The sequence below is a fragment of the Streptomyces sp. NBC_00076 genome (assembly GCF_045041235.1).
GTDB lineage: Bacteria > Actinomycetota > Actinomycetes > Streptomycetales > Streptomycetaceae > Streptomyces.
The window spans coordinates 1,859,672-1,878,547 of sequence record NZ_CP108242.1 but is presented as its reverse complement, the minus strand read 5'-3'; the positions used below and the strand labels follow the sequence as shown (position 1 = coordinate 1,878,547).

General features: G+C 72.8%; 18 protein-coding genes. 9 read left to right on the top strand and 9 right to left on the bottom strand.

Features of this window, described 5'->3' with window-relative positions; genetic code table 11:
* Positions 1-38: 38 nt before the first annotated feature.
* Both OHA64_RS08615 and OHA64_RS08610 read right to left on the bottom strand, forming a co-directional pair.
* Positions 39-806, bottom strand: a complete 768-nt coding sequence (locus OHA64_RS08615; protein WP_405610342.1) for a glycerophosphodiester phosphodiesterase — start codon at positions 804-806, stop codon at positions 39-41.
* The gene (locus tag OHA64_RS08610) at positions 803-1,459 is read right to left on the bottom strand and encodes a YitT family protein (protein WP_405610339.1); all 657 of its coding nucleotides are present in this window, start codon (positions 1,457-1,459) and stop codon (positions 803-805) included. The genes OHA64_RS08615 and OHA64_RS08610 overlap by 4 nt, the downstream gene beginning before the upstream one ends.
* A 98-nt stretch (positions 1,460-1,557) precedes the next feature.
* Between OHA64_RS08610 and OHA64_RS08605 the strand changes: the two genes are divergently transcribed.
* Positions 1,558-3,063 (top strand): PLP-dependent aminotransferase family protein, encoded by a 1,506-nt coding sequence (locus OHA64_RS08605; RefSeq protein ID WP_405610336.1) that lies wholly within the window; start codon positions 1,558-1,560, stop codon positions 3,061-3,063.
* 103 nt (positions 3,064-3,166) lie between these two features.
* Here the strand turns inward: OHA64_RS08605 and OHA64_RS08600 are convergent, their stop codons facing one another.
* Together OHA64_RS08600 and OHA64_RS08595 are read right to left on the bottom strand one after the other, a co-directional pair.
* Positions 3,167-4,780, bottom strand: a complete 1,614-nt coding sequence (locus tag OHA64_RS08600; protein WP_405610333.1) for a hypothetical protein — start codon at positions 4,778-4,780, stop codon at positions 3,167-3,169.
* 37 nt (positions 4,781-4,817) lie between these two features.
* On the bottom strand, positions 4,818-5,012 hold the full coding sequence (locus tag OHA64_RS08595; RefSeq protein ID WP_405610330.1) for a hypothetical protein: 195 nt from the start codon (positions 5,010-5,012) through the stop codon (positions 4,818-4,820).
* A gap of 261 nt (positions 5,013-5,273) precedes the next feature.
* On the opposite strand from OHA64_RS08595, the gene OHA64_RS08590 reads away from it, so the two are divergent.
* From OHA64_RS08590 to OHA64_RS08570, 5 genes are all read left to right on the top strand, one after another.
* The gene (locus OHA64_RS08590; protein ID WP_405610327.1) at positions 5,274-5,666 is read left to right on the top strand and encodes an ankyrin repeat domain-containing protein; all 393 of its coding nucleotides are present in this window, start codon (positions 5,274-5,276) and stop codon (positions 5,664-5,666) included.
* A gap of 300 nt (positions 5,667-5,966) precedes the next feature.
* Positions 5,967-7,385, top strand: a complete 1,419-nt coding sequence (locus OHA64_RS08585; protein WP_405610324.1) for a HEAT repeat domain-containing protein — start codon at positions 5,967-5,969, stop codon at positions 7,383-7,385.
* Positions 7,386-7,618: 233 nt separating this feature from the next.
* On the top strand, positions 7,619-8,752 hold the full coding sequence (locus OHA64_RS08580; protein WP_405610321.1) for a glycosyltransferase family 4 protein: 1,134 nt from the start codon (positions 7,619-7,621) through the stop codon (positions 8,750-8,752).
* Positions 8,749-9,936: a glycosyltransferase gene (locus OHA64_RS08575; protein WP_405610318.1), complete on the top strand. Its 1,188-nt coding sequence runs from the start codon at positions 8,749-8,751 to the stop codon at positions 9,934-9,936. The genes OHA64_RS08580 and OHA64_RS08575 overlap by 4 nt, the downstream gene beginning before the upstream one ends.
* A complete protein-coding gene (locus tag OHA64_RS08570; protein WP_405610315.1) occupies positions 9,933-10,856 on the top strand; it encodes an SGNH/GDSL hydrolase family protein in 924 nt (307 codons plus the stop codon). Before OHA64_RS08575 ends, OHA64_RS08570 begins: the two co-directional genes overlap by 4 nt.
* A 90-nt stretch (positions 10,857-10,946) precedes the next feature.
* Here the strand turns inward: OHA64_RS08570 and OHA64_RS08565 are convergent, their stop codons facing one another.
* From OHA64_RS08565 to OHA64_RS08545, 5 genes are read right to left on the bottom strand one after another with little or no spacing between them, the layout of a single operon-like run.
* Complete coding sequence (locus tag OHA64_RS08565) at positions 10,947-11,816, bottom strand: biotin-dependent carboxyltransferase family protein (RefSeq protein ID WP_405610312.1); 870 nt, start codon at positions 11,814-11,816, stop codon at positions 10,947-10,949.
* Complete coding sequence (locus OHA64_RS08560; RefSeq protein ID WP_405610309.1) at positions 11,813-12,430, bottom strand: allophanate hydrolase subunit 1; 618 nt, start codon at positions 12,428-12,430, stop codon at positions 11,813-11,815. Before OHA64_RS08560 ends, OHA64_RS08565 begins: the two co-directional genes overlap by 4 nt.
* A complete protein-coding gene (locus OHA64_RS08555; RefSeq protein WP_405610306.1) occupies positions 12,427-13,182 on the bottom strand; it encodes a LamB/YcsF family protein in 756 nt (251 codons plus the stop codon). Before OHA64_RS08555 ends, OHA64_RS08560 begins: the two co-directional genes overlap by 4 nt.
* 20 nt (positions 13,183-13,202) lie before the next feature.
* Complete coding sequence (locus OHA64_RS08550; RefSeq protein WP_405610303.1) at positions 13,203-14,048, bottom strand: putative hydro-lyase; 846 nt, start codon at positions 14,046-14,048, stop codon at positions 13,203-13,205.
* Entirely contained in the window at positions 14,045-15,346 is a 1,302-nt protein-coding gene (locus OHA64_RS08545; protein ID WP_405610300.1) for an MFS transporter, read from the bottom strand. The genes OHA64_RS08550 and OHA64_RS08545 overlap by 4 nt, the downstream gene beginning before the upstream one ends.
* A gap of 170 nt (positions 15,347-15,516) precedes the next feature.
* Here OHA64_RS08545 and OHA64_RS08540 point away from each other — a divergent pair, with 170 nt between their 5' ends.
* From OHA64_RS08540 to OHA64_RS08530, 3 genes are all read left to right on the top strand, one after another.
* The gene (locus OHA64_RS08540) at positions 15,517-16,212 is read left to right on the top strand and encodes a GntR family transcriptional regulator (protein WP_405610297.1); all 696 of its coding nucleotides are present in this window, start codon (positions 15,517-15,519) and stop codon (positions 16,210-16,212) included.
* Between the two features lie 132 nt (positions 16,213-16,344).
* Positions 16,345-17,871, top strand: a complete 1,527-nt coding sequence (locus OHA64_RS08535) for a hypothetical protein (RefSeq protein WP_405610294.1) — start codon at positions 16,345-16,347, stop codon at positions 17,869-17,871.
* Positions 17,872-17,977: 106 nt separating this feature from the next.
* Positions 17,978-18,868, top strand: coding sequence for a hypothetical protein (locus OHA64_RS08530; protein ID WP_405610291.1), 891 nt, complete (start codon positions 17,978-17,980; stop codon positions 18,866-18,868).
* The last annotated feature ends 8 nt before the right edge of the window (positions 18,869-18,876 follow it).

Below are 18,876 nucleotides of genomic sequence, written 5' to 3'. Positions count from 1 at the left end.
TGAAGGTGCCGCGCGAGGGGGCGGGGCGGGTCCGGGTGTCAGACCCAGACGCCGCGGTCCTCCATGACCTTGCGCAGTGTGTCGATGTGATCGGTCATGATGCCATCGACTCCCAGGTCCAGGAGACGGTGCATGCGCTCGGGTTCGTTCACCGTCCACACGTGCACCTGGAGTCCGAGTGCGTGGGCGGTACGCAGGAAGCGGTGATCCACCACCTGGATGCCGGACTGCGCCTCCGGCACCTGCGCGGCCACCGCGGACCGGCGCACCGCGGCCGGCAGACCCCAGGAACGCAGCCGCAGGTTGAGCACACCACGGGTGCCGTACGACGTCGCCAGGCGCGGCCCCGCCAGTCGCTGGGCCCGGACCACGCGCGCCTCCGCGAAGGAGCCGAGGCAGATCCGGTCCCAGGAGTGGGTGCGCTCGATCAGCTCCAGGAAGGGGAGGAGAGCCGGCTCCGCCTTGACGTCCACGTTCCAGCGCACCTCGGGGAAGGTCTCCAGGAGTTCCTCGAAGAGCGGCACCGGCTCCTTGCCTGCCACGCGCGCGTGCCGTACGTCCTTCCACGGCAGGTCGGCGATCCGGCCCGCCCCGTCCGTCATCCGGTCGAGGGTCGCGTCGTGGAACGCGACGAGCCTGCCGTCCGCGGTGGCGTGGACGTCGGTCTCCAGGTAGCGGTAGCCCGCCTCGACCGCCCGCCGGAACTGCGAGGCGGTGTTCTCCAGGCCGTCGGCCGCGCCGCCGCGATGGGCGAACGCTATGGGGCCGGGGTGGTCGAGGTAGGGGTGCCGTATCCGGGTGGTCACGGTCGCAGTATGGCTCCCCGCGGTGGCCCGGTGGCAACGACCGTGCTGCCGGTTTCCGAGGGGACGGCGAACACCCGCAGGAAGAGCTGGGCGAGCGGGCCGATGGACACCGCGTACAGCAGCGTGCCGACGCCGATGGTGCCGCCCAGGAGGAACCCGGTCACCACCACCGCCACCTCCACGCCCGTCCGCATCAGCCGGATCGAACGGCCGGTGCGCCGGTGCAGGCCCGTCATCAGGCCGTCCCGGGGGCCCGGCCCGAACCGGGCGGCGATGTAGAGACCGGTGGCGGCGCCGTTGAGCAGGATGCCGCCGAGGAGGAGGGGGATCCGGACGGCGAGGGTGCGCGCCTCGGGGGTCAGGGCGAGGGTGCCGTCCATCGCGAGGCCGACCACGAAGACGTTCGAGACCGTGCCCAGTCCGGGGCGCTGGCGCAGCGGGATCCACAGCAGCAGCACCACCGCGCCGACGACGATCGAGACGACCCCGATCGACAGGCCGGTGAGCGCGGCCAGGCCCTGGTGCAGTACGCCCCAGGGTTCCAGGCCCAGCCCCGCCTCGACCAGGAGGGCGGAACTCGCCCCGTACAGCGCGAGACCGGCGTAGAGCTGGATCAGTCGTCGCCCGAAGCGGCTCGGGCTGTTCGTGGACAAGAGGTCCCCCTGTGGTGGCAGTGGCCTGACCCATGACACCCTGTGGCTTGAGTGGAAACGTCATCCATGGCCAATTCGGGGAAGGTGGACTGATTTCCATGGCGCAGTGGACCTCGGCGATGGGCGCGGTGCAGCTTGCCCGGTTGCTCAACTCCCAGCAGGACCGACCGGCCGGCCCCGGCACCCGTCGTCCGCCGGCTTACCGTGCGCTGGCCGACGGGATCCGGCTGCTGGTCCTCGAAGGACGCGTACCGGTGGCCGCCCGACTGCCCGCCGAACGAGAACTGGCCCTGGCCCTGTCCGTCAGCCGTACGACGGTCGCCGCCGCCTACGAGGCGCTGCGCGCCGAGGGGTTCCTGGAGTCCCGGCGCGGGGCGGGCAGTTGGACGGCGGTCCCGGCGGGCAACCCGCTGCCCGCCCGTGGCCTCGAACCACTGCCGCCCGAGGCCCTCGGCTCGATCATCGACCTGGGCTGCGCGGCGCTTCCCGCGCCCGAGCCGTGGCTGACCCGCGCCGTCCAGGGAGCCCTGGAGGAGTTGCCGCCGTACGCCCACACGCACGGCGACTATCCGGCCGGGCTGCCCGCGCTGCGTTCGATGATCGCCGAGAGGTACACCGCGCGCGGGATCCCGACGATGCCCGAGCAGATCATGGTCACGACCGGAGCGATGGGCGCCATCGACGCGATCTGTCATCTGTTCGCGGGGCGCGGCGAGCGCATCGCCGTCGAGTCGCCGTCGTACGCCAACATCCTGCAGCTGATGCGGGAGGCGGGCGCCCGGCTGGTGCCCGTCGCCATGGCCGAGGGGCTGACGGGGTGGGACGTGGACCGCTGGCGGCAGGTCCTGCGGGACGCCGCGCCCCGGATGGCGTACGTCGTCGCCGACTTCCACAACCCGACCGGGGCGCTGGCCGGCGAGGGCCAGCGGCGGCAATTGGTGGAGGCGGCCCGGTCCGCGGGCACGGTACTGGTCGCCGACGAGACGATGAGCGAGCTGTGGCTGGACGAGGACGTGGCGGGCGCCATGCCGCCGCCCGTCTGTTCCTTCGACCCGGCCGGGTCGACGGTGATCACCGTCGGATCGGCCAGCAAGGCGTTCTGGGCGGGGATGCGGATCGGCTGGGTGCGGGCGGCGCCCGACGTCATCCGCAGCCTGGTCGCCGCGCGGGCCTACGCCGATATGGGCACTCCGGTGCTCGAACAGCTGGCCGTGAACTGGCTGTTCAGCACGGGCGGCTGGGCGAAGGCCGTGGAGGTGCGGCGCGACCAGGCGCGGGAGAACCGGGACGCGTTGGTGGCGGCGGTACGCAGGGAGCTGCCGACGTGGGAGTTCGAGGTGCCGCAGGGCGGGCTGACGTTGTGGGTGCGAGCCGGGGGACTGTCCGGGTCCCGGCTCGCCGAGGTGGGGGAGCGGGTGGGCGTCCGGGTGCCGTCGGGGCCTCGTTTCGGGGTCGACGGTGCCTTCGAGGGGTATGTCCGGCTGCCGTTCACCGTCGGGGGTGCGGTGGCCGAGGAGGCGGCGGTGCGGTTGGCCGCGGCGGCGCGGCTGGTGGAGAGCGGGGGGTCCGGGGGCGGGGAGACGCCGCGTACGTTCGTCGCGTGAGCGGGATGGTCGTCGGCGGGCGGGTTTCGCTCGCCCACGCGGCGGGGGCGCCGCCGTCCGTGGACCGGGAGCCGCATCCCTGGCACGGCTCCCGTACCGGCGGCTACGGCAACTGGGCGGTCTCTGCCGTCAGGGGCTCTGTCGCTTCCCCCAGCGGCTCCGCCGCTTCCGTCGGCGGTGTCTGAGGCAGGTTCTCCCCGTCCGCCGGTGTCGTCCGCGGCGGCAGCAGCGCCAGCACCGCCTGCCGGTCCGCGTCGCTCGTCGCGTCGTCGTAGGGGTCCGGGGTCGCCGGGACCTGGAGGCGATGGACGGGGCCGACGCCCAGGCGGGCGTAGCCGCGGCCGGGCGGGACGTGGGCGACGGGGGTGGTCGCCGGGCGGAGGCCGAGGACGGCTTCCAGTTGGGTTCCCGTGGCCGGACCGAGGACCACGCGCGCGCGGGTGTGCTGTCGCACGGCGTCGCTGAGGGCGTCCGCGCCGTCGAACTGGTCGGCCACCACCACGGTGACGTTCGCCGCGCGGCCATGGCGCAGAGGGATCTGGAGGAGCGACTGCGGGTCCACGCGGCCGTCGGTCGCTGCGATGTGGGCGAACGCGCTCGGGCGGTCCAGCAGGATCCACAGCGGGCGCCTGGTGTCGTCCGGAAGCGGACGGCCCGCCTGACGCGCGTGGTTCGCGGAGATCAGGCGGCGCTCCGTCTCGGTCGTCACCCACTCCAGGCTGGCCAGCGCTCCGGCCAGCCCGCACTCGACCGCGAGGACGCCGTCCCGGCCGGTGAGGCAGGCGTACTCGCCGGTGCCGCCGCCCTCGACGATCACCACGTCGCCGTACTGCAGGGCCTGCAGGGCGATCGAGCGGAGCAGGGTGGAGGTGCCGCTGCCCGGCTGGCCCATGATCAGCAGGTGCGGCTCGGTGGAACGGGGGCCCGTGCGCCAGACCACCGGGGGCACGTCACGCTGCTGCTCTCCGTGGGTGAGAGGAAGCGTGCGCCGGACCTCGGAGGGGTCGGTGATGCCGAGCACCGTCTCGCCGGGGGAGGTGACGAATCGCTGGGCGGCGATGTCGGTGGGCAGCGGCGGCAGCACCGTGACCGACAGCTGGTTGGCCTCCTCGTCCCAGGCGAAGTGGTACTCACGGCCACGGCCCGACTTGGCGGACAGCAACTGCTCGATGCGGGCCCGGGGCTCGGCCTCGCCGTCGGTGAAGTACGCCGGGTAACGGATCACGAGATGGGTCGTGCGGCCCGTCTCGTCGAACTCGTAGGCGGGGAAGACCGTCTCCCAGTCGCCGCCGTGCGCGTAGAGCGGGGCGGGGTCGTCGGCGGTCGAGAAGTACGGGACCAGGGCCTCGTACAAGGACTGGAGTCGCTGGATCTGCGACTCGTCGGGGCCCTCGGGTTCCGCCGGTCCGCGGTCCCGGCCCTGCCAGGCTGCCGCCGCCATCAGGGTGATGACGGCGAGCAGGGGGCCGTACGGAACGAGCGCCACGACCAGGATCACCGACGCCACCAGGAAGAGCAGCGACCCGCGCCTGTCCTTGGGGGTGTCGACCCATCTGCGCCCCCCGGCCGATGCCAGTCGGCGCAATCCGCGGGTGATCGTGATCAGCGGGTGGAGAACGTCGGTGGCACTGTCGGCCGCCGTCCGGGCCAGCTCCCGGCTCCGGGCGATCTGTGCGCTGCCTGTGCTCAGGATGCGGGGGAGGGGGCGCCGGGCCACTGCTGTCTCCTGATGGTGCGTACGGACGTGGGGAGCGTCAGAACTTGATTCCGCCCAGGAGGCTCGCGAGGCTCTCGCCGCCTGCCTTGATGCTCGGCGCGATGGCCGTACTCGAGAGATAGAAGCCGAACAGGGTCGCGACCAGGGCGTGCGAGCCCTTGAGGCCGTCCTTGCGGAAGAAGAGGAAGACGACGACGCCGAGCAGGACCACGCCTGAGATGGACAGGATCATTTGGGATCTCCTGGTTCGCGGGGACAGTCACCATGAGTACTTCCAGGATCACAGGATGTATCCATACGATAAAAGGTGCAACTGAGTGAATTTCGGCTGATTTCGCCCAGGCGGCGGAGTGGGGCGAGCCCGGTGGAGTCGAGCCCTCGCGGTCGACCGGGGCTGCGGTGATCTTTACCTCCGGCACATCGGGTCATGTGCGGCGCGAGCCAGTACCCTGGCGATTCACCTGAACGGTTGCATGGAGAGGCGGTCCGGCCGATGAGTGAAGCCCCCGACCCCGAGGTCGTGGAGCTCGCGACCAAGGTCTTCGATCTGGCCCGGCAGGGGCCGACCGAGGCGCTCGTGGCGTATGTGGACGCCGGTGTTCCGGCGAACCTGACCAACGACCGCGGGGACTCCCTGGTGATGCTCGCCGCCTACCACGGCCACGCCGACGCCGTACGCGCCCTGCTCGCCCGGGGGGCCGAGGCCGACCGGATCAACGACCGGGGCCAGACCCCGCTCGCCGGAGCCGTCTTCAAGGGTGAGGAAGAAGTCATCAAGGCCCTTCTGGAGGGCGGCGCCGACCCGGCGTCCGGCACACCGTCGGCCGTCGACACGGCACGGATGTTCGGCAAGGCACACCTGCTCGAACTGTTCGGCACACACTGACACGCCTGCTCTGACCAGGGCAGACACTAAAAACGGGGGAGGCGGTAACGGGCCGCCGAAATTTCGGTCGCGGCGGATGGAACTGCCGGGTCATCATGACGTCGTGATTCACGGACGCGATGGCTGCGCAGATGACGCCGCACCGCGCGGACCGTGAAACGGTCCGCATGGGCCACCGACGAGAGGCAGAGGAAGATGGCTTACAGCAAGCAGGAAACGGCGGGCGCCCCGACGTGTTGTCACGCGGCCAGGTAATGCAGGTCCCCGGTTGCGTCGACGCTTGATGTGAGGCTGTTTCCCATGTTCGATCCGGTCATAGCGCCCAGCGGTACGCTGCTCGGCCTGCTCCAGCGGGGCCGCGGCGACGGCACACTGCACGCGCTCACCGCACCGCGCGCCGAAGCGCTCGCGGCGCTGAACCACTGCGTGCTGCGCGATCCCCGCCACGACTGGCAGGTGGAGAACCGCTCCCTCTACTACGCCCGCCTCTTCCTCGACCTGAACGGCGAGCTGGACGAGATCGAGGCTCATCTCTTCGACGTCGAGGACGTACTCGACACCGAGGAGTCACGCACCGGCCTGGCCCTGGCGGTCCTCGGCCATCTCGCCTCGTACGGCAGGCGGGACGCGCTGGAACTGCTGCGCAGGTACGCCGGCTCCGGCTCCAACTGGGCCTGGGCCCTGGACGAGCTGGCGCTGCGCGACGACGACGCCGGACTGCGTGCCCTCGCCGCCCCCGTCCTCGCGCGGTTCGCGACCGACGCGGAGGGTGAGGCCGAACTGGCCGCCGTCGTGCGCGACGCCTTCGAGCCCCGGCCCTGGCGACTGTGGGCGGACGACCCGCGCGAATCGATCGCCACGCGCGTGCGTGCCGCTCACGAGACCGGCCATTTCGACCGCTGGCAACGTCAGATGCGACCAGGCGGACCCCGCCCGGGGTGGAGCGTGCGGGCCGTCTTCGAGTGGGCCCAGCAGGGAATGGAACGCGGTGCCGCCCTCCATGTCCCCGCCGCCCGCTGTCTGGTGGCCGTCGCGGGACCCGAGGACCGGCCGGAGATCGTCCGCGCCGCCCAGGACGGCACCGACGGCGCCCGCTGTACCGCCCTGCGGTATCTCGCCGACAGCAACGATCCGGACGCCCTCGATCTGATCGAGGCCGCGGTGGCCACCGGCACCACGGCCGTCGTGGACGCCGCGGTCGACGCCTTCGAGCGCATGCGCAGTGTCGCGGCCGTCGATCGGGCGCGCCGCTGGGCGCGCCGCCCCGATCTCCTGGGCGCCGCCTCCGGCCGCATGCTCGCCTGCCTGGGCGGAGCCCAGGACAAGGAACACGTCCTCGCGGCACTCAGGGAGGCCGTACGGGGCGAAGGCCCCGACGCGCCGACGCTGTGGACCCTCGTCGACGGCACGGGGCGGCTGGGCATCTCCTGCGCTGCCCCCGTCCTGCGCCACATCTATCGCGAGACCGCCTCCTCCCACCTGCGCGGCCGGGCCGCCCGCGCCCTCGCCGCCACCGATCCCTCCTTCGCCACCGGCTTCGCCGTCGAGTGCCTGTGGGACTGCGAGGAGTCCACCCGCGAGATCGCCGCCCGGCACGCCGAGACCGGTGACGCCCGGGTCGTGGAGCGATTGCGCCGGCTCGCGGCCGATCCGGCCGAGGAGGCCGAGGTCCAGACCGCCGTCCGCAGCCGGATCGGACCGGACGCGACCGCCATGTGAACGACGGACCATCGGGTGCGCCCGCTCGTGATCGCAGCCGGACCGGGTGCGACCGCCGACGAGCTTTCCGGGCTCAGGCGCACCCCCTGGGTGAACTCGGGGTGACTCGCGGGTCAGGCGGGCATGGACACGGTCTGACCTGCTCGGGTGTGCAGCGCAACGCTCACGGGACGTTCCTCGTCCGGAAAGATCCACGTTGACGCGGGCACGTCCAGTACGGCGACAACACGAGTATGCGTGTCGTCATCGTGACCGAATCCTTTCCCCCCGATGTGAACGGCGTGGCCCACTGCGCGTTCCAAACCGCCCGGCACCTCGTAGATCGCGGTCACTCTCCGCTCGTCGTCGCGCCGGCCACCGCCGCCGGCACCGGGCCCGGGGTCGATGCCCTGGCGCCCTGCCCTGTCGTCCGTGTCCCCTCCCTGCCGCTCCCGGGCTATCCCCAGGTCCGTGTCGCCCTCCCCAGCCGACGCGTGGCCGCGGCGATCGCCGAGCACCGTGCCGACGTCGTCCACCTGGCCAGTCCCTTCGTCCTCGGCGTCCGCGGCATGGCCGCCGCCACCCGGCTCGGCATCCCCGCCGTGGCCGTCTACCAGACCGACCTCGCCGGATACGCCCGCACCTACGTCCATGCCGGCGAGGCCGCTGCCTGGCGTCGCATCCGCTCCGTCCACTCCGCCGCCGACCTCACCCTCGCCCCGTCCGGTCCCGCCCTGCGCGACCTGGAGGCACACGGTGTGCCCCGGGTGCGGTTGTGGGCGCGGGGCGTGGACACCGCCCGCTTCCGTCCCCAGCTGCGGGACGAGGCGCTACGCCGGGAACTCGCCCCGAACGGCGAGCTGATCGTCGGCTACGTCGGCCGGCTGGCCCCCGAGAAGCAGATCGAGCTGCTGTCGGGCGTGTGCGGCCTGGACGGCGTCCGGGTCGTGGTCGTCGGCGACGGGCCGAGCCGGCCGAGCCTGGACCAGGCACTGCCGGGCGCGGTCTTCCTCGGCCGCCGCACCGGCGACGAACTGGCGCGGATCTTCGCCTCCTTGGACGTCTTCGCGCACACCGGTCCCTTCGAGACCTTCTGCCAGACCGTGCAGGAGGCCATGGCGAGCGGCGTGCCCGTGGTCGCCCCCGCCGCCGGCGGCCCACTGGACCTGGTCGCCCACGGACGCACCGGGTTCCTGGTCCCGCCGCGCGACGCGGTCGCCGTACGGGACGCCGTCCGGTCCCTGGCCGTCGACCCCGGCCTGCGCACCGCGTTCGGCGCCGCCGCGCGCGTGAGTGTCGAGGGACGCACCTGGGCGGCCGTCGGCGACCAGCTGATCGAGCACTATGCGGACGTGCTCGCCGCCCGGAAGACGGTGGTGGCGGCATGACGTCCTTGCGCATAGTGCGGCTGGCCAACTTCGTCGCGCCGTCGTCCGGTGGTCTGCGTACCGCGCTGCGTGAACTCGGCGCAGGCTTCAAGGCCGCCGGGCACGAGCCCGTGCTGATCGTGCCGGGTGAGCGCGCGGACGACCGAGAGACCGAGCAGGGGCGGGTGATCACCCTGCCTGGTCCGTTGCTGCCCGGCACCGGCGGCTACCGAGTCCTCACCGACAGGCGGCGGGTGGCCGGGCTCCTCGAGGAGCTGGCCCCCGACCGTCTGGAGGTCTCCGACCGTACGACCCTCCGCTGGACCGGCAGGTGGGCGCGCCGCGCCCGGGTCCCGGCCGTGATGGTCTCCCACGAGACCGCCGACGGCGTGCTGCGCACCTGGGGTCTGCCGGAGAAAGCGGCCCGGCGGACCGCCGACGCCCTCAACGTCCGTACGGCCCACACCTACGCGCGCGTGGTGTGCACCACGGAGTTCGCCGAGCGGGAGTTCGTGCGGATCGGGGCGCGGAACGTCGTACGGGCGCCACTCGGCGTCGACCTGGTGCAGCGGCACCCCGCGCTGCGCGACCGGGGACTGCGCGCCCGGCACGCGCACGGCGACGAGGTGCTGCTGGTGACATGCACCCGGCTGTCCGTGGAGAAGCGGCCCGGGACCGCGCTGGACGCCCTGGAGGCGCTCCTGCGGCGAGGCCGGCGGGCGGTGCTCGTGGTGGCCGGCGACGGGCCGCTGCGGTCCCGGCTCGAACAGCGGGCGCGGGAACGTCGGTTGCCGGTGACGTTCCTCGGTCACGTCTCCGACCCTGGCCTGCTGGGCGCCCTCCAGGCGTCCGCCGACGTCTGCCTGGCCCCGGGGCCCGCGGAGACGTTCGGGCTCGCCGCCCTGGAGGCGATGGCCTGCGGCACCCCGGTGGTCGCCAGTGCCTCGTCCGCGCTGCCCGAGGTGATCGGCTCCGCCGGAGCCGTCGCGACCGACCACGGGAGCGCCTTCGCGGACGCCGTCGAGCTGCTCCTGGCACGGCCCGTGGAGGAGCGCCGGGAGGCCGCTCGCGCGCGGGCGGAGTGCTTCGGCTGGGGCACGGCGGTCGCGGCCTTCCTCCGAGCGCATGACGCGGTGACGTCCGTCGGGCCCGACGTGTCCGGGGGCGGCCCGGGCGGGCCCTTCGTGCCCGGGGGCGTGGCATGAGACCGCTGCGGTTCGTGGCGCTCGGTGACTCGCTGACCGAAGGCGTGGGCGATCCCGTCGGCGACGGATGGCGCGGCTGGGCCGCACTGCTCGCCGACGGGATCGCGGAGGGGCCCGGGGAGACCCGTGAACTCGGTGAGCGCGTCGGGTCCGTGGAGCCCGGAGAACTTGTGGAGTCCTCGGGTTCCGTGGAGTTCACCAACCTGGCGGTCAGTGGTTCGCAGACCCGTGACGTGCTGGAACGGCAGTTGCCCGCGGGGCTCGCGCTGCGGCCCGATGTCGTCTCGGTCGTCATCGGGGTCAACGACACCCTGCGCTGCACCTTCGACATCCAGGCCGTGGCCGCGCGCCTCGACACCGTCTACTCGGCCTTCACCGAGCAGGGCGCCGTCCTGCTCACGGCCTGTCTGCCCGACCCCGGCGCGATGCTCGGGCTGCCAGGCGCTCTGGCGCGTCCGCTGGCCCGGCGGCAGCGGGCGGTCAACGCCGTGGTCCACGCGCTGTCCGAGCGGCACGGGGCCGTGCATCTGCACGCTGCCGAGGGCGCGTGGCTCACCGACCGCGCGCTGTGGAGCGCGGACCGGCTGCACCCCGGCGAGCGGGGACACCGGCAACTGGCCGTGCGTTTCCACGCGTTGCTGACGGAGCGGGGTCTGGCGACGGGGGCCGCGCCCTCGCCGGAGCCCGAGTTCCCCGTGCCCACCACGTCGGCGAGTCTGTGGTGGCTGGCCACCGCGGGCACCGGCTGGGTGGCCCGGCGGTGTACCGACCTGCTGCCGCAGCTCCTGACGCTCGCCGTCGACGAGATGCGGCACCGCGCGCGTGGGACGAGCGCCCGGCTCGATCTGCGGGCCGCCGCCGCCGTGTCCGCGGCGCTCACCGCGCTCGCGGTGGCGGAACAACGGCCGGACGCGGCGTAGGCGCTCCGTGGGGAGGGCCGTGTGACGCCGGCGAGTCATCCGCGGGTTCGCGGGAGGCTGGGCACGCGGTTCCCCGCGCCCCATGCCGCGTCAGCGTCGGCGTACGGCCACGAAGCGCACCGGAGTGCCGGGCACCGCCTGGGCGACGGCCGGCAGGTCGGCCGCGCGGACCACCGCGATCACCGGGTAGCCCCCGGTGGTCGGGTGGTCGGCGAGGAAGACCACCGGCCGGCCGTCGGGCGGGACCTGGACCGCGCCCAGGACCATGCCCTCGCTCGGGAGTTCCCCGTCAAGGGCCCGTTCCAGGGCGGGTCCTTCGGTGCGCAGCCCGATGCGGTTGCTCGCGGAGGACACCCGGTAGGTGCGTGTGGTGAAGGCGCGTACGGCTTCCGGCGTGAACCAGTCGTCGCGCGGACCCAGCGTCACCCGCAGGACGAGTTCGGCAGGGGGCGCGGGCTGCGGAGCGACGTCCACGCGCGCGTGGAGCTCGCCGGGGGGACCCAGGGGCAGCACCATGCCGTCCGCGAGCGGCAACGGGCCGAGGCCCGACAGCAGGTCCGTGGAACGGCTGCCGAGGACCGGCTCGACGGCCACGCCGCCGGAGACGGCGACGTAACTGCGTACTCCGCGCACGGCCGCGCCGATGTCGAGCAGCGAGCCCGCGGGCACCCGCACCGCGGCGCCCCAGGCTGCCGGGCGCCCGTCCAGCGTGACCGGGCAGGGCGCACCCGCGACGGCAACGGTGACGGTCGAACGGGGCCGCAGCGCACAGCCGTTGAGCGTGGTCTCCAGGACGGCGGCCTCGGGACGGTTGCCGACCAGCCGGTTGACGAGCGAAGCCGTCGGCCCGTCCAGGGCGCCGGACCGGGGCACTCCGAGATGCGCGTGCCCGGGACGGCCCCGGTCCTGGACGGTGGTGAGTGCCCCGGCCCGCACGACGGCGAGGGCGCGGTCCGTCATGAGCGGCCCACCCGGACGAAACGGACGCGGGTGCCCGGCGACAGCAGCGCGACCGGCACGCGCGCGTGGTCCCACAGCACGGTGTCGGTGGTACCGATCAGCTGCCAGCCGCCCGGCGACGAGCGCGGGTAAACGCCCGTGTACGGGCCCGCCAGACCCACCGAGCCCGCCGGGACCCTGGTGCGCGGTGTGGCCCGGCGCGGAACGTCGTAGCGGGCCGGCAGGCCGGTGAGGTAGCCGAAGCCGGGGGCGAACCCGCAGAAGGCGACACGGAATTCGGTGCCCGCGTGGATCCGGGCCACCTCCTGTTCCGGGACGCCCCAGTGGGCGGCGACGTCCGCCAGGTCCGGGCCGTCGTAGCGGACGGGGATGTCCAGGACGTCCTGTTCACGCGGGGGAGTGCCCGGGACCTCGGAGGCGGTCAGTTCGGAGGCCAGGCGCCCCGGGTCGTCCAGACCGTCCAGGAGGACCGTCCGGGCCGCCGGGACGATCTCGCGCACGGTGAGCAGGCCCGCCGCGCGTCGCCGCACCAGTTCCGCGTGCAGGGCCTGCGCCTCGTCACCGGAGGCCACCTCGACGAGTAAGGCGCCGTCGCCGACGGGCAGTGCCCTCATGCGAAGGCCTCCACCCGCACGCCCGAGGTCTCCAGCCGCTCCCGGACCCGGCGGGCCAGGTCCACCGCGCCGGGCGTGTCCCCGTGCAGGCACAGAGAACGCGCGCGTACGTCGATCCGGGCACCGGAGTGCGCGGTGACCGCACCGGAGGCCAGATCCACCGACCGTGCCACGACGGACTCCGGATCGGTCACCACCGCGCCGTCCCGGCCGCGCGGCACGAGGGTGCCCTCGTCGGTGTACGCGCGGTCCGCGAACGCCTCCGTGACGGGCGGCAGGCCCGCCGCGTGGGCCAATTCCAGGAAGCGGGAGCCGGGCAGCCCGAGCACGGGCAGCGTGGCGTCGGCCAGGAGTATGCCGTCCACGACCGCGCGGGCCTGCTCCTCGTCGTGCACGACCCGGTTGTAGAGCGCGCCGTGCGGCTTGACGTACGACACCCGCGAGCCCGCCGCCCGCGCGAAGACCTCCAGGGCGCCGATCTGGTACGCCACTTCGGCGGTCAGCTCGGCGGGCGGCACGTCCATCGCGCGCCGCCCGAATCCCGCCAGGTCCCGGTAGGAGACGTGTGCGCCGATCCGCACCCCGCGCTCGGCCGCCGGCTCGCACACCCGGCGCATGGTGGGTGCGTCCCCGGCGTGGAAGCCGCAGGCGACGTTGGCGCTGGTGACGACGGTGAGCAACTGCTCGTCGTCGGTCAGCCGCCAGCGGCCGAAACCCTCGCCCAGGTCGGCGTTGAGATCGATCGAGGTCATGGATCCTTCGTCTCTCCTTCTCACGCCACGCGGTACTGCTCGTCGCGGGCGTCGGTGAGGAACATCTGGCCCGGCGCGTGGGTGATGGCGAACGGCGGGCGCGAGGCCATCACCGCGGCCTGCGGAGTGACACCGCAGGCCCAGAACACCGGGATGTCGTCCCGTTCGGCGTGCACCGGGTCGCCGAAGTCGGGGCGACCGAGGTCGTCGATACCGAGTCCCGAGGGGTCGCCGCAGTGTACGGGGCTGCCGTGCACCGCCGGAAGCAGACTGCTCTCCCGGATGGCGGCCGCCAGGTGCTCCGGCGGCACCGGCCGCATGGACACCACCAGGGGGCCGTGCAGTCGTCCCGCCGGACGGCACTCGCGACCGGTCACGTACATCGGGACGTTGCGGCCCTGCTCGATGTGCCGGATCGGGACGCCCGACTCGGACAGCGCCCACTCGAAGGTGAAACTGCAGCCGATCAGGAACGAGACCAGGTCGCTTCGCCAGTGCGCGCGCACGTCCGTCGGCTCGTCGACCAGTTCACCGTCCCGCCACACCCGGTAGCGCGGCAGGTCGGTGCGCAGATCGGCGCCGTCCGCGAGGACGGTGGTCCAGGAGCCCGCGTCGGTGACGTCGAGCACCGGACAGGGCTTGGGGTTGCGCTGGCAGAACAGCAGCATGTCGTACGCCCAGTCGGCGGGCACCGAGATCAGGTTGGCCTGGGTGTGGCCCGCCGCCACCCCGGCGGTGGGGCCCGTCAGGCCCGCCCGGAAGCGGGTCCGGGCCTGACGCGGGCTCCACGCGCGCGCGTGCGGGTCGACGAGGGTCAGGGGGCGGTCGTCCGTGACGACCGCCGGGCGGCCTTCCGTGCGGTTCATGTGAGTTCCTTTCCGCGCGTCTCCGGCAGTCCCAGCAGTGCCAGGGCCGCGATGCCGTAGCCGATCGCGCCGAAGACCAGCGCGCCGCCCACCCCCCAGCTGTCGGCGAGGAAGCCGACCGTGGTCGGGAAGACGGCGCCGACGGCGCGGCCGGTGTTGTAGGTGAAGCCCTGTCCGGTGCCGCGCACCGCCGTCGGGTACAGCTCGCTCAGGTAGGAACCGAAGCCGCTGAAGATCGCCGACATGCAGAACCCGAGCGGGAAACCGAGCACCAGGAGCAGGGTGTTGGCGCCGTCGGGGATGTTCGCGTACGCCAGGATGCAGATCGCCGACAGGAGAGCGAAGAGCCAGATGTTGCGCCGGCGGCCCAGCCGGTCGGTGAGGTAACCGCCGGTCAGATAGCCGAGGAAGGCCCCGGAGATCAGGAACGTCAGATAGCCGCCAGTGTTGACGACCGACAGACCGCGCTCGGTCTTGAGGTACGTCGGCACCCAGGTGGCCAGGGTGTAGTAGCCGCCCTGAACGCCGGTGGAGAGCAGACCGGCGAAGATCGTGACGCGCAGCAGGCCGGGCTTGAAGATCGCCGCGAACGAGCCCTTCTCGGAGCTCTGTTCGCGCACCGCGACCGCCTCGGGGGCGTCCTGGACGCGGCGCCGCATCCAGATGACGAGCAGTGCGGGCAACGCGCCGGTCCAGAACATCACGCGCCAGGCCAGGTCGTCGTCGACGAACGAGAACACCAGCGTGTACATGATCGCGGCGAGCGCCCAGCCCACGGCCCAGGAACTCTGGATCGCGCCCAGGGTGCGGCCCCGGTGCTTGGCGCTCGCGTACTCGGCGACCAGGATTGCGCCGACCGCCCACTCGCCCCCGAAACCGAGGCCCTGGAGGGCACGGAAGACCAGCAGGGTCTCGTAGTTGGGTGCGAAACCGCAGGCGACGGTGAAGACCGCGTAGGTGATCACCGTGATCATCAGTGCCTTGACCCGGCCGACCCGGTCCGCCACCACACCCGCCAGGGCGCCGCCGATCGCGGAGACCACCAGGGTGACGGTCGTGAAGAGGCCGGTCTGACCGCTGTCCAGGCCGAAGTACGCGGCCAGCGCGACCATGCTCAGCGGCAGCGTGAAGTAGTCGTAGGAGTCCAGGGCATAGCCGCCGAACGCGCCGGCGAAGGCGCTCCGGCCGCGCGGACCGAGTGCTCGCAGCCAGCCCAATGCCCCGTCGTCGGAGGGATCTTCGTGCGCTACAGGTGACGCGTCGGCGGTCGGGGCCTGGGGCGGAGGGGTCGTGCTCATGGGCACCTCGCAGAGGGAGGAGGGAGGGTGCGTGCGGAGCGAGCCGGGCCGTGCGGAAGCCGTCGCGCCGTCGAGCGGGACGGCGCCGTTCACAGCAAGATAGGGGATCGTTGAACGATTCCTCAATACCTATGTTGTTTCGTTCTTGTATCTGCGGTTGAATTCCGGGCATGGCAGAGCAGCTGACGGGACTGGTCGACGACCGCGCCCTCCTGGGCCGTACCAGCACCGCGGAACGCGTCTCGGACATCCTCAGGAGCCGTATCGCCGAGGGCTACTTCCCGCCCGGGACCCGGCTGTCGGAGGACAGCATCGGCAATGCGCTCAGGGTCTCCCGCAACACGCTGCGCGAGGCGTTCCGGCTGCTCACCCATGAACGGCTGCTCGTCCACGAGTTGAACCGCGGCGTCTTCGTCCGGGTCCTGACCGTCGAGGACGTCGAGGACATCTACCGCACCCGCGGCCTCGTGGAGCGCGCCGTCGTACGTGGCCTGGGCAAGCCACCGTACGGACTGGACCTGCTCGCCGAGGCGGTCGCCGAGGGCCTGCGGGCGGCGCGTGAAGGTGACTGGAAAGGGCTGGGTACCGCCAACATCCACTTCCACCGGGAGCTGGTCGGACTCGCCGGCAGCGAGCGCACCGACGAACTGATGCGCAGCGTCTTCGCCGAACTGCGCCTCGCCTTCCACGTGGTGGACGACCCGAAGGCGCTGCACGAGCCGTACCTGGCCCGCAACCAGAAGATCCTGGAGGCGCTGGAGGCGGGGGACAAGCGGTACGCGGAGGAACTGCTCGCGGTCTATCTCGCCGACTCGCTGGAACGCGTGGTCGAGGTGTACAGGCGAAGGGTGGGCAAGAGCATCTGAGGGCGCGGGGAACCGCGCGACCAGCCCCCGACGGCCCTCGGCCGAAACACCACTGGTGGTCGCCCGCCCGAGCGCCGGAGGCGATCCGCGTCGTTTGGGTCGTTGTCAGACCGAGGACCTAGTCTGTGCACCGTGACTTCGCCTGCATCGACGGACAGCGTTCCGCCCCAGCTCAGCGCGGGGCCGCGCCCCGCACCGGGCCCGGCCGCCGACGAGGGACTGGCGCGGCGGCTGCGCGCGCTCGCCTGCACCGCGCCGCTGCACGACCTGGACGCCCGCAAGGCCAACCTCGCCGGCGAGTACTCGGTGTACGGCATGGCGGAGGTGGCGCTGGCCGCCATCGACCTGGTCACCCTGAACATGGACTTCGACACCGGCGCCGACCACGACCAGATAGTCGCCCGGCTCATCCCCCGCATCGCCGCCCAGGCCCCGCAGCGCCCGGTCCCGGAACACGAGCGCGTGGCCCGCTGGGTCCTCGAGAACCTGATCAACGTCGGCAGCGTCGACCGCGGCTTCCGGGCGGTGTACGGCACGTTCGCGCAGGACGGCACCTACGTGCGCCGTGACTACGACTTCAAGCTGATCGAGGAGGTCCCCGGCCCCGGCGGCTCGGTGTACCTCCGTACGACGGACGAGGCCGTCAACGTCCTGGTGGGCGCCCTCGACACCGATGTCACCAGCGCGCAGATCGCCGCCGAGGTCAAGCTGGAGGTGCTGATCAGCCGGGGTCGCCTCGCGGACGCCCAACTGGCCGCCGAGCAGGCCCGATACCGCACGGTCCAGTACTCGGAGACCCTGCGGCGGGCCCTGGACGCCACCCGGCGCAACGTCCGGGCGGTGGACTGGCTCACCACCGTGCCCGACATGATCGCCGAGGCCCTCGACCACGTGGCGGACCGGTACCGCCACGAGAACGCGATCCTCACGAACATCCGCAAGGCACGGGACGAGTCCGAGGACCCGGAACAGAAGCGGCGCGCCGCCGAACTGGTGGACATCGTGAAGGACTGCATCCGCCGACACACGCAGTTGCAGTCCCGCCTGCTGGAGGCCGGCCCGCTGTTCCGCGCCGAGCAGGACCGGCAGGCCTTCGCCACGCCGATGACGACGTCCGGTACGGACCTGTACGGGCATCTGCTCGCGCCGGTCCTGCCGTTGGCCCTGGAGCGGGCGGTGCGCGTCACGGACGCGTTCTTCGCGCGCGGGACCGGGCTGCGCACACCGGTGTCGGTGCGCGTCGGCGACCTCGTCGACATCCTGCTGACGCCGCCGATGGAGCGGGAACACCTGGGCGCGGAGATGCCGGAACCGGATCTCATCGCCACGCCGGACGACAGCCGGTTCAGCGAGGAGCAGTTGGCGGCGGCGAGGCACCTGCTGGACCTGCCGGCCGACGCGCCCCGCAGGCTCTCCGGACTGCTCGCCGACGCGCGTGCGAGGGACGCCGATCTGCCTTACCTGGTCGCTCTGTTGGCGGTGCACGCCGCCAGCCCGCCGGTCGGTACGGCCTATCGGCAGGGCGAGGAGAAGCTGTTGTTCTCCGTGGACGACGGGACGGAGCTGGACGACCCGGAGTTCGGCGGGGCCGACCTGATCGTGGGGACCGCCCTCCTGGACGCGGCGGGGATGGCGGCGGACCGGACGGAGGCGGCGTGAGCGTGACGTATGCCTTCATGAACCACCGCGACCTGAACCACGGCTACGTGAACCACGGCTACGTGAACCACCGCTACACGAACCACCGCGACAAGGAGCCCCAACCGTGACCGAGCACGCCGAGTGGAGTGAGCCGGAAGCCGGCCCCGCGCCGGCGACCGCCGCCGTCACCCCCGCCGACGCCGCCGACGCGGCGCGCCTCGTCGCCTTCGGGTTGCAGCCCAAGTTGCAGCCCGCGCGGGACCAGGAGTACACGGAGCTGCTGCGGCGCTATCGCGAGGACCCGCCGTTCGCGCGGCTCGCCGACGCCGTGGCCGCCGGGCTCGGGCTGGTCGTGCTGGAGGTGTCCCCACGCGCGGGGATGGCGGTGACGGCCGCCGAGGACTCGGTGTTCGCCGTACGGATGGGTGACTACGCGCGCCGGACGTCCGCCGACGGCGGGGACCGGTTCCTGCACGGCCTGGCGCATCTCGCCGTCGCCGCCATGGCGTTCCCGCGGCCCGAGGACCTCGCCGACGACGGGTACATCGGGCGCGTCTCCGTCAACGGCGTCGACGCGTTCGTACGACAGGCTTGCCGTCGCCTGGAGGAGCGGGCCGAGGAACAGGGCGAGAACACCGACCCGGCCACCGACGCGCCCGCGCTGGAGGCCGCCTGGCGGATCTGGGTCAGACGCAGCGCGACCGGTGCCACCAAGGACGCGCGCAGGCTCGCCGGTTCCACCACCGGCATCGTCGGCAAGGCCGTCGCGTTCCTCACCGACTCGGGGTTCCTGCAGCGCACCGGTGACGACAACGGCGGCACGTACCGGACCACCGCCCGCTATCAGCTCCAGGTGCGGGACATGGCCGGGACCGCCGCCATGGCGGAGCTGCTCGAACTGGGCGTCGTGCCGGTGACCGACGGCACGCCGACGCTGCTGCCCGCCGAGGACACCGACGAACTGGACCTGGTGGCCGACGCCGGGCTGCCGTTCCACGCGCCTTCGTCGTCCTGACCCCCCTG

Bases quoted from the DNA above. Each gene is read 5' to 3' on its own strand.
- OHA64_RS08605 (WP_405610336.1), top strand. From the start codon at position 1,558: ATGGCGCAGTGGACCTCGGCGATGGGCGCGGTGCAGCTTGCCCGGTTG.
- OHA64_RS08595 (WP_405610330.1), bottom strand. From the start codon at position 5,012: ATGATCCTGTCCATCTCAGGCGTGGTCCTGCTCGGCGTCGTCGTCTTC.
- OHA64_RS08590 (WP_405610327.1), top strand. From the start codon at position 5,274: ATGAGTGAAGCCCCCGACCCCGAGGTCGTGGAGCTCGCGACCAAGGTC.
- OHA64_RS08585 (WP_405610324.1), top strand. From the start codon at position 5,967: ATGTTCGATCCGGTCATAGCGCCCAGCGGTACGCTGCTCGGCCTGCTC.
- OHA64_RS08580 (WP_405610321.1), top strand. From the start codon at position 7,619: ATGCGTGTCGTCATCGTGACCGAATCCTTTCCCCCCGATGTGAACGGC.
- OHA64_RS08575 (WP_405610318.1), top strand. From the start codon at position 8,749: ATGACGTCCTTGCGCATAGTGCGGCTGGCCAACTTCGTCGCGCCGTCG.
- OHA64_RS08570 (WP_405610315.1), top strand. From the start codon at position 9,933: ATGAGACCGCTGCGGTTCGTGGCGCTCGGTGACTCGCTGACCGAAGGC.
- OHA64_RS08565 (WP_405610312.1), bottom strand. From the start codon at position 11,816: ATGACGGACCGCGCCCTCGCCGTCGTGCGGGCCGGGGCACTCACCACC.
- OHA64_RS08560 (WP_405610309.1), bottom strand. From the start codon at position 12,430: ATGAGGGCACTGCCCGTCGGCGACGGCGCCTTACTCGTCGAGGTGGCC.
- OHA64_RS08555 (WP_405610306.1), bottom strand. From the start codon at position 13,182: ATGACCTCGATCGATCTCAACGCCGACCTGGGCGAGGGTTTCGGCCGC.
- OHA64_RS08550 (WP_405610303.1), bottom strand. From the start codon at position 14,048: ATGAACCGCACGGAAGGCCGCCCGGCGGTCGTCACGGACGACCGCCCC.
- OHA64_RS08545 (WP_405610300.1), bottom strand. From the start codon at position 15,346: ATGAGCACGACCCCTCCGCCCCAGGCCCCGACCGCCGACGCGTCACCT.
- OHA64_RS08540 (WP_405610297.1), top strand. From the start codon at position 15,517: ATGGCAGAGCAGCTGACGGGACTGGTCGACGACCGCGCCCTCCTGGGC.